Here is a 9,664-nt window from a genome sequence, read left to right as displayed (position 1 = left end):
TCAATTTCCGCTGTGGAATCCGTTCCTATGCGGCGGTATGCCGCTACTCGGTGATCCCCAGTCTCATTTCCTGACTCCCTGGTTCTTTCTCACCTTGATGTTCGGCCCGGTGGTGGGTCTGCATCTAGAGGTCATCCTTTACGACGCGATCGCATGGGCCGGTGGCTACGTGTTGGGCCGAGTGCTAGGAATGAGACGCATATCGACAATCTGTATCGGTACCGCATTCGCCGGGAGTTCTTGGTTTTTCCTGCGCGCTGGCGAGGGCCATCTCGTCATCCTGGTTTTCATATACCTGCCGTGGATAATTGCGGCCGGATGGACTGGATCGGATCGCGGCAAGCTTCGATACGCGGCGCTGTGCGGCGCGCTGATAGCGGTTAGTTTCTTCGAGGGCAGCCCGTATCCCCCACTCTTCGAAGGTTTGACGGTCGCGCTAGTGCTCGTTGGTCGAGCCGCGGTGCGGCTGAGTGCTCTCCCGCTGATCGCGCTTGTGGTCGCGGCGCTTTTCGCGGGAGGATTCGCCGCGGTCAAGGGGTTGCCGGCAATTCAGGCGATGGCATCGCATCCTCGCCCAACCGACGAAGGGTACTCGAACAGCGTCTATGCGCTAGGTGAAGCGTTGATGTCTCGCAATCAGGATCACGATCGACCAAGCGTGAATGGTTGGGGCTTTTGGGAATTGGGCGCATACGTGGGCCTGTTCGCGGTGATCGCGATGGCGGGGTTGATGTCTCCGCGCAACGCTCTGCCATGGCTTCTAACTGCGATCGTTCTGTTCCACCTGGCTCGAGGATGGACCGGTCCAAACTCTTTGTATGTATGGCTGCACAGTGTGCCACTCTTTTCTTCGACCCGTCTGCCGTCGCGCATTCTGATTCCACTCGCGCTGATGGTGGCGGTGTTGGCCGGTCTCGGCATCGACGTGGTGTGCAGTCGCGGCTCGGCCGCCGCACTCGCGGTTTCTGCTTTTCTCATACTCATTGGCGGCGTTGATTTGATTCTGGTCGGTCCTCCCAACCTGCGTTACACATCGATGTGGGTCGTCGATCATGGTCCGCCCCGGATTGACTTTGCCCAATATCAGCGCGATCCCGCACTCGTCGAGACCAGCGTGATTCGGCATCACGAAGGCGTTGTGAATTGCTAGACGTACACCGATTGGCCGACAGAGGCGAAAGGATGGAACGAAGCCGGCTATTTGGGTGAGCAATACCTTATAGGGCCTGGCACGGTGCGCCTGGAGAAATGGACTTCCAACCGCCTCGAGTATGCCGTGGACGCGCCGGTGCCTTCGGTGATGGTCGTCAATCAGAACTACGATCCATCGTGGCGAGTCACATCGGGCCCCAGCCAGACATTTTCGCAAGATGGATTGCTGGCGGTGCGGGTGCCAGCTGGAAAAAGCCGAATCGTCCTCAGATACATCAGCATCGCGGCAATTTGCGGGCTGATAATCTCAATGCTGACTGCTTTCGCCGCATTTGTGCTGATCCGATGGGAGTCACCGCGCCGCTTCGAGGCGCGTAATTTTTGAGTTTGGCTTCGGGGGCTTAAGAGTATGGCGAAGCAACCGATCCGTTGAGGATGCTCACTTGTTGCAACGAATCATTTCAGCCTTGACGAATGCTCTGTTCGAGCGGGAACCTTCCACCAAGGTCGCCGCGGCTGGGGATTCACTCTGCACCAACGACAGATGGTTTCAACCGATCACGCGGCGCGAAGCCGCGTGGCTCGTCGTCGGCTCGCTCGCATTTGCGCTCGTGTTCTCGTACCCGATACTCGGCGATCTGGTCTACCTGGGTCCGGGCGTCTTCAGATGGATAACCGCAGGACCGGTATTTAGTCATCTGGCTCGTCTCCCCGTCAATGGCGACTGGGATGAGGAAACAGCATTGCGGTGGGTAGTGTATCAAACGACTACTCACTTCCTTCAGTTTCCGTCCTGGAATCCATACAAATGCGGCGGGATGCCGATGCTGGGTAATCCTGAGGCGATCGTTGCCACGCCGTTTCTTCTGGTCGATATGGCGACCGGACCGATTGCCGGAGTTTACCTTCAAATTGTCCTGCACCTGGCGCTTGGGTTTGCCGGCGCCTACGTATTGGCGCGTGTGATGGGACTGGGAGCGATTGCAGGGCTGGTTCTAGGGTCAGTATTTCTTTCGTGTTCGTGGCTATACCTTCAGCTCGCGATGGGTAATCTCCAGATATCGCTGCCTGTTGCGTACTGGCTGTGGATGCTCGCGCTATTCTTTGTCGGGATCGATCGCCGAAAGATTGCACCGCTCGCTGTAGGCGGGATCATGCTTGCCCTCACTGCGACGGAGGGCAATTACACATTCGTATATGCAGGCATTCTGCTCGCCTTGCTTTCACTCATGATCGCATTGACGCAACGAAGCATCTGGCCAGGCATCGCAGCAGTCGTTCTGGTAGTTTTTGGAGCGGCCATCGGAGCAATCAAGATGTTGCCCGTTGCAGAGTTCATAGCCCTCTATCCGCGCGCCGCCGGATTGGCTTGCCGAGATGCTACGCTGTCTATGATTCCGACGTTCCTGTTCTCCAGGAACCAGGACTTGTATCGTGAAATTCCCAACACCGGGCTGTTCGCTTGTTACGGTGCGTATGTTTCGCCGGCATTCGCACTGCTGGCGGTGTTTGGCTTGCCCGGGAGGCTTAAGACGCTGCCATGGCTCGTCGCGGCGATAGTCTTACTCTTGCTGGCGCGCGGAAGTTCTGGTCCTTACTCCGCGTTTGCGCTGCTGCAAAGACTTCCGCTCTGCGGCAATATCAGCTTTCCCACGCGCTTCATGTACCCATTCGTGTTTGCGGTTGGCGCGATTGCCGCGTTCGGAGCGGATTTCGTCTGCCGCAACGCGGGACGATGGGGTCCGCACGCAGTCGGTGCGCTTTTTGTTATCGGGCTAGTCGACGCATGGTTTGTTGGCCCACCCAATCTCAGATACCTGTTTCACAGCCCTACTCCGAACGAGTTGTATCACTATGCTCAGTTCCGGCAGTTTTGGTCCGACGATACGCAGAAGATGACCGAATACAATATGGCAAATCTTGGTGCTATCAACTGCTATCGCACTGCGTCTATTCCACCGAGAGTCGTGGGATACAATCAGGCAGACTATTCCGGCGAGTACTACCTCGTCGGACCAGGCCAAGCTACTCAGGTCGAGTGGACGCCTAACCAGTTGACATACCATGTATCTGCGACGGCGCCGACCGAATTGGTAGTAAATCAGAATTATTTTCCGGGATGGCGCGTCGTACGCGGAGTTGGCGACCCCGCTTCGCGAGGCGGATTATTGGCAGTCCGTCTACCTGCCGGCAGCCAGGACATTGCGCTGAGATTCCGGCCCAAGCATTTCGCCGTAGCCGTGACTGTTACCCTGCTCGGTCTTATCGCCACAATCATTCTCTGGAGGAAGGACTGGTAGACTGGCACGTCGAGAGCGCGGAGCGAGGGCTCGCGACGTTTGCTTCTGTATCCGCAACTACGACCACATGGCATCACAGGAGTTTAGCGGCTCGGGCGGCGGTAGCAGGTTGGCACGGGACACAGTGCTCGCGCTGATCGTCGGATTTCTGACTGGTGCGCTGGCAATCCCGATCGTGATCAATCTTGGGCTCCGAACCGTGCTCAGGATTCCGCTGTTTTCCTTGCCCCCTATTGGCGCCGTGCTATTCGCGATCGCGCTGCTCGTCGCGAGCCTGGTTGCCGGCCGAGTTCCCTCGCTGTTCGAATTTGCGAAGTTTGCCTTGACCGGCGTTCTGAATTCCGGCGTCGATTTTGGCGTCCTGAATTCTCTGATGCTGATAACCGGCGTGTCCTCAGGCGCCGGCTTTGTTGCGTTCAAATCAGTCTCGGTGACGCTGGGAACGATCAACAGCTATCTGTGGAATAAGTACTGGACCTTCGATACCGCGAAATCCGCGGGGGCACGACGGGAGCTGGTCTCGTTCCTGGTGGTGACGCTGGTAGCGGTGGGCCTCAACGTGGCGGGCGCGGACGTGATTGTGAACGTCATCGGCGCACCGCGCGGAGTGAGTACCAAGCTGTGGGCAAACTTCGGCGCAATTTCCGGTGCCGGACTAACGCTCTTCACGAATTTCTTCGGCTATAAGTTTTTCGTGTTCAAAAAGCCGGCGACCGTTGCATTAGAATCATAAATGCGGCGTTTTGCTTCCGACGCGTAATTTTAACACCTGCTAGTCCAAAGCCTCTTACGCTGGCACACTCAATCCGGCAAGCTGGAGATGGCCGAGCGGGGTCCGAGTGCCGCTGACGTCGCGAAAAATGGATTTTCAATGCATGGGATAACCGACCCCGCCCGTATCGCGGATCTGCTCGCGACGTGGGGCTATCTCGGCATTTTCGTTGCCGTGTTCGTCGGCAACCTCGGCGTGCCAGTGCCCGAGGAAACCGTGATGCTAGCCGCTGGATTCCTGGCCGGGCAGGTACTGCTCGATCTGCGACTCGTGTATGTCGTCGTAGTCATCAGCGCGGTCACCGGCGACTGCTGCGGCTACGTTATCGGGCGCACCGGCGGACAGCGCGTGCTCTCGCGGCTGGCCACGACTTTCCCTTTCATGCGCACGCGCTACGAACGGCTGCAACTTTTCTTTCAGACTCACGGCAGCAAGGCGGTGTTCATGGCGCGATTCATTACCGGCGTGCGATTCATGGCAGGGCCGATGGCTGGTGCGTGCGGGATGCCGTTCTTTCAATTCCTCGGATGGAACGTACTCGGCGCGATTGTGTGGTGCTCGCTGGTCGTGACCGTCGGCTACCTGGTGGGTGACGAGCTTTATCCGGCGCTGACGATGGCGCATCAGGTTTCGCGATGGATCGGCGTGGCCGGATTCGTCCTGCTGCTCGTGGTGTTCGTTTTTTGGTGGAGGGATCGGCATCCTGCAGTGTCGCGGCCTCAACCGTAGTTGCGTTCGCGACTGCGTCACGCTCGTGGCGCTCATGCTCGCGCTGACCGGATGCAAGCCGCGCACGCGTATCGATCTTCACTATCTACCGGATTTCGTTCCGGGCTCGCAAAATATTTTTCGTCCCGCGAAAATTGCGGTGCCTCCCACGATTGGAAATTTCGGCTCTGGCGATTCCGAGACCGGCATGATCTACGCCGCCGATGGCACAGCCGAGAATACGCTCGTAGTTGCTGACGGTGCGCATGCTTTCAACATCGCGCTGACTAAGGGGCTCGCGGACGCCGGCCTGGTGCCGTTGGCGCTCGACTCGAATCCCGTCGACGGCAAGCCGCCCGAGGGCTCGGATTTTCTCCTCACCTCCGAGCTCGAACAGCTCGAAGTGAACAAGCGTTTCGGCGCGGATGAGACCGTGCACGGCCAGTACTTCACGATGAAAGCGGTGGTGCGCGTAAAGTACCAGCTCAAGAATCGCGATGGCGCCGTGATTTACTCGGACGAGATCAGCGGCATCGAGAATGAGCCGCCGAATCCCGTTGGCGCCGAGGTTTTTCTGCCGCTCGAGACGGAGCCCGCCGAGTCCCTGTCAGTGGCGCTCTCGCGCGCCGTCGGTTTGCTTATGCTCCAGCCGAAATTTCGCGATGCGCTGCCGATGCGACCCATCGCGGCGGCTCAGCCTTCGTCGCCGACGCCGCAATCGGCCCATCCTTGAAATGTCCGCCGCGTAGCCACGATTGGCAGTAACTGTGGCAGCTTGCCTATTGCTGCCAACATCGATGCGCGCGACAATCTCCCTGACATGAAGATCTCACGAACGTCCCGCAGATCGCGCACGCGCCGAATCGTCATGCTCGCGTTTCCCGACGCGCAGATCATCGATATCACCGGGCCGCTCGAAGTGTTCGGACGCGCCGCCCGTCTGCTCACCGACGAACGCGGCTGGTCCGTTCCCGCGTACACAGTTGAGATTGTGGCGGCGAAGGCGGGCGCGCTGACGACTTCATCGGGCATCCGGGTGATCGCAGAACGCTCGATTGCGCAGGTGCGCGGGCCGCTCGACACGATCCTGGTCGCCGGCGGGCGCGGAACTACCGACGCGCTGCGCGATCGCGCGTTGATCGAATGGCTCCGCGGCAGCGTGCGGCGTGCGCGCCGCCTCTGCTCGGTCTGTACTGGCGCATTTCTGCTCGCGGAGGCTGGTCTCCTCGACGGGCTGTCGGCGACTACTCATTGGCGGCAATGCGAGCGGCTCGCTGCGGATTATCCGGCGGTGTCGGTCAAGAGCGACCCGATCTTCGTTCGCGCCGGCAAGATATTTACCTCGGCCGGCGTGACTGCGGGAATCGATTTGGCGCTGGCGTTGCTCGAGGAAGACCACGGCCGTGACGTTGCCCTCGCGGTGGCGCGCGAGTTGGTCATGTTCCTGCGCCGCCCCGGCGGGCAGTCGCAGTTCTCGGTACAGCTCAGCGCGCAGGTTGCCGATCGCGAGCCGATCCGCGAGCTGCAGCGATGGATCGCGGATCATCTCGGCACCGATCTCTCGGTTGAAGCGCTTGCGCGGCGCGCCGCGATGAGCCCGCGGAACTTCGCGCGCGTGTTCATCCGCGAAGTCGGAGTGACGCCGGGGGAATTCGTCGAGAACTCGCGCGTCGAAGCGGTGCGCCGGCGGCTCGAAGAATCCGCCGACGGCGTCGATTCGATCGCGTCGGAATGCGGCTTCGGTACGCGCGAGTCGATGCGCCGCGCGTTTATCCGCACGCTGCACGTGCCGCCCAGCGCGTATCGCAGCCGATTTCACCAAAAATTGAGCGCCTGACGAAAAAGGAGAACGCCATGCGAATTGCCTTCCTGATTTTCGACGACCTCACAACACTGGATGCCATTGGACCGTTCGAGGTGCTGTGCCGAATTCCGGGCGCCGAGGTGATGTTCGTCGGCGAAACCGCGGGCATCAAGCGCGCCGATCCGAGATCGCTCGGCATAGTCGCCGACTATTCGATCGCCGATGTGACCAGCACCGACATCCTGCTCGTGCCGGGCGAACGCGGCGAGGCGCAGGTGCGCGAGAAGCCGCACATGCTCGAGTGGATACGGCAAATCGACAAGACCACATAATGGACTACGTCGGTTTGCACCGGCGCGTTGGTGCTGGGTGCAGCCGGGCTGCTGAAGGGACGGCCCGCAACCACGCATTGGACGCGACTCGATAAGTTGCGCCAGTTCGGCGCCGAGCCGCGCAGCGAGCGCGTCGTCGAAGACGGCAAAATCATCACGGCCGCCGGAGTCTCCGCCGGCATCGACATGGCGCTGCATCTCGTGCGCCGCGTGGCGGGCGACACCGTGGCGCACGCGATCCAGGTCGGCATCGAATACGATCCGCAGCCGCCGTTCGACGGGCATGCGGGCCGCGCGCCAGCGCACGTCATGGAAGTGCTGCGCCCGCGCTACCAGAGGGCCGAGGCAAAAGCGGCGGCGAAGTAAGCGTCGAAGTTATACGGATCGTGCTGCTACTGTTTACCAAGTCGAGAGTAAGAGAGTTATTATCTTTTACGACGCTCGCTCGTTTCGACTCAAGCCGCACAAACCACGGAATCGGAGGGCCGACCCCGATGACAGATCAGTTCACGGACCGCATCGACGTCCATTTCCATTATCTGAGCCCGGAGTATCGCGAGAAAATGATCGATGCCGTTGGCGGTTCGCCGGATGGGTTTGCGGCACCGCAATGGAGCGCGGAGGCCGTGCTCGCGATGATGGACCGAATGGGAATCGCGACCGGGATGTTGTCGGTATCTTCTCCCGGAGTGCACTTCGGCAACGACGCAAAAGCCCGTCTGCTGGCTCGATCCGTCAACGAGTTTGCCGCGCGCACTATTGGGGACTATCGCGGGCGCTTTGGCGGCTTCGCCAGCCTGCCGCTTCCGGACGTTGACGGTGCGCTGGAAGAGATCGCCTACGCGCTGGATACGCTCAAGCTCGACGGCGTAGTCATGCTGACCAACTTCAACGGCGTGTACCTCGGTGACAAGCGGCTGGATCCGGTCTTCGATGAGCTCAACCGCCGGGCAGCAGTAGTCTTCATTCATCCCACCTCGCCGATATGTTGGCAGCAGAGCGCGCTCGGATATCCGCGGCCAATGATCGAATTCACATTCGACAGCACGCGGGCGGTGGTCAACCTGATATTCAGCGGAACGACGGTGCGTTGTCCGAAACTCCGCATCATCGTGCCTCACGCGGGCGGCACTCTGCCGTTCCTGGCTCGGCGAATAGGCATGTTCGGCCGCGGTCTCGCCGGCGGCAGCGGGAGTACTCCGGTCAGCACTGAAGAGCATCTGCGCCAACTCTACTATGATCTTGCAGGCTCGCCCGGCTCCAATGCGCTCGCGCCGCTACTCGAGATGACCGAACGCTCGCATATTCTCTACGGCAGCGACTACGTACACACGCCGGAGTCGGTGGTGTCGGCGCATCTGGCAGAATTGCTGAGCAGCAAGTTGTTGTCCGCGGAGGACTTCCGCGCGATCGGGCGCGGCAACGCGCTCGCTCTATTTCCGCGGCTCAATTGAATGTGAAACCCGTTCTGGGGTTCACGCTTCCTTGTGCAGGGGTGACCCCTGCACCCGGTGTTAAGAAAGCGACGGCTAAGTGAGGGTGCAACTTCTCTCGCGCTTACAACGAGAAGCGCTCGCCGACCATCTCCTCACTTTTTCGCCACAGAGCATTTGCGCGGTCGAGGTTGAGAGCGTAGGAGCGCACGCCGACGCGCGACGTCGCGTCGTCATTGACCTCGCATACGTGACAGTCTTCGCAATAGCGCCCGCCGACCGCATCGGCCGGCGCGACAAAGCCGGCCCACACTGAAGTCGCGGAGCCTTGCGGCACCGTCTTGAAACGAAACGCGGGCGCCTGACCGCTCTTCGCGCCCCTGTTCACTCGCGCCATCATCTGCTCGATGAGTTCAGGCGTGAGATGGCGGCCGAGCTCGGTCTGGATTCCGCCAGGATGGACCGCGGTCGCACGCACGCCGCGTGCCTTGAGCCGGCTGTCGAGAGCGACCGCGTAAAGAATGTTTGCGGTCTTCGAGCGGCCGTACGCCGTAAAGGCTTGATAGGGAGTGTGCTCGAAATTCGGATCTTCAATGTCGACATCGCTTATCTGGTGACCCCCCGAAGAGAGCGTGACGACTCGAGCGCCGGACTTCAGCAGGGGCACGAGTCGGTTGATGAACACGAAATGCCCCAGGTGATTGGTCCCGAATTGCGTTTCGAAGCCGTCCTGCGTCTTGCCCTGCGGACACGCCATCACGCCGGCGTTCGCGATGATCACATCGAAGGGTTTGGCACGCGCGATCAAATCGCTCGCCGCCTTGCGCACGCTGCTGAGCGAAGCGAGATCAACTTCGACCAGATCTACCGGCGGGTTGCCGGCTTCCGCGAGGGCGCGCCGCGCCTTCGCGAGATCGCGCGCCGTGCCGACGACGGTGGCGCCGTGCGCGACGAGCGAGCGGGCGGCCTCGACGCCCAAGCCGGCCGAGACGCCAGTCACCAACACCCGCTTGCCCGAGAGGTTGATGCCTTCGAGGACCTCATCGGCCGTCGATTCCGCTCCGAAAGTCTTTGCCATTGTGCTTCTCCCAATCTCGAAACGCTGAAATTTGTTAAAGAAGCAGCGGAGGCCGCTGCGTCACGTCGGAGATAATATCGCCGTT

The 9,664-nt window shown here is 60.4% G+C and carries 9 protein-coding genes and 1 pseudogene; 9 read left to right on the top strand and 1 reads right to left on the bottom strand.

Translation table 11 applies throughout. The features are described from left to right. The 9 genes and pseudogenes from VJX68_RS17590 to VJX68_RS17550 form a co-directional block, all read left to right on the top strand. Positions 1–1,150 (top strand): glycosyltransferase family protein (locus tag VJX68_RS17590; RefSeq protein WP_324097027.1); only part of this gene is annotated, 1,150 nt, incomplete at its 5' end. A 51-nt stretch (positions 1,151–1,201) separates the two neighbouring features. Beyond that, positions 1,202–1,537, top strand: a complete 336-nt coding sequence (locus tag VJX68_RS17585) for a hypothetical protein (RefSeq protein ID WP_324097026.1) — start codon at positions 1,202–1,204, stop codon at positions 1,535–1,537. A gap of 58 nt (positions 1,538–1,595) precedes the next feature. Next, positions 1,596–3,452, top strand: coding sequence for a hypothetical protein (locus VJX68_RS17580; RefSeq protein ID WP_324097025.1), 1,857 nt, complete (start codon positions 1,596–1,598; stop codon positions 3,450–3,452). A gap of 109 nt (positions 3,453–3,561) precedes the next feature. Further along, a complete protein-coding gene (locus VJX68_RS17575; RefSeq protein ID WP_324097024.1) occupies positions 3,562–4,185 on the top strand; it encodes a GtrA family protein in 624 nt (207 codons plus the stop codon). An 87-nt stretch (positions 4,186–4,272) separates the two neighbouring features. Next, positions 4,273–4,953, top strand: a complete 681-nt coding sequence (locus VJX68_RS17570) for a DedA family protein (RefSeq protein WP_324097023.1) — start codon at positions 4,273–4,275, stop codon at positions 4,951–4,953. A gap of 25 nt (positions 4,954–4,978) precedes the next feature. Continuing rightward, complete coding sequence (locus VJX68_RS17565; RefSeq protein ID WP_324097022.1) at positions 4,979–5,665, top strand: hypothetical protein; 687 nt, start codon at positions 4,979–4,981, stop codon at positions 5,663–5,665. Between the two features lie 87 nt (positions 5,666–5,752). Next, positions 5,753–6,769 (top strand): GlxA family transcriptional regulator, encoded by a 1,017-nt coding sequence (locus tag VJX68_RS17560; RefSeq protein ID WP_324097028.1) that lies wholly within the window; start codon positions 5,753–5,755, stop codon positions 6,767–6,769. Positions 6,770–6,786: 17 nt separating this feature from the next. Next, positions 6,787–7,434 (top strand): annotated as a pseudogene (locus tag VJX68_RS17555) (DJ-1/PfpI family protein). Between the two features lie 128 nt (positions 7,435–7,562). After that, positions 7,563–8,522 (top strand): amidohydrolase family protein, encoded by a 960-nt coding sequence (locus VJX68_RS17550; protein WP_324097021.1) that lies wholly within the window; start codon positions 7,563–7,565, stop codon positions 8,520–8,522. A 103-nt stretch (positions 8,523–8,625) separates the two neighbouring features. Here the strand turns inward: VJX68_RS17550 and VJX68_RS17545 are convergent, their stop codons facing one another. Further along, the gene (locus VJX68_RS17545; protein ID WP_324097020.1) at positions 8,626–9,579 is read right to left on the bottom strand and encodes an SDR family NAD(P)-dependent oxidoreductase; all 954 of its coding nucleotides are present in this window, start codon (positions 9,577–9,579) and stop codon (positions 8,626–8,628) included. Positions 9,580–9,664: the final 85 nt, after the last annotated feature.

Origin of the sequence: Binatus sp. (SeqCode) (assembly GCF_035272065.1) — a bacterium.
GTDB lineage: Bacteria > Desulfobacterota > Binatia > Binatales > Binataceae > Binatus.
This window is presented reverse-complemented; position numbering and strand designations above follow the sequence as displayed.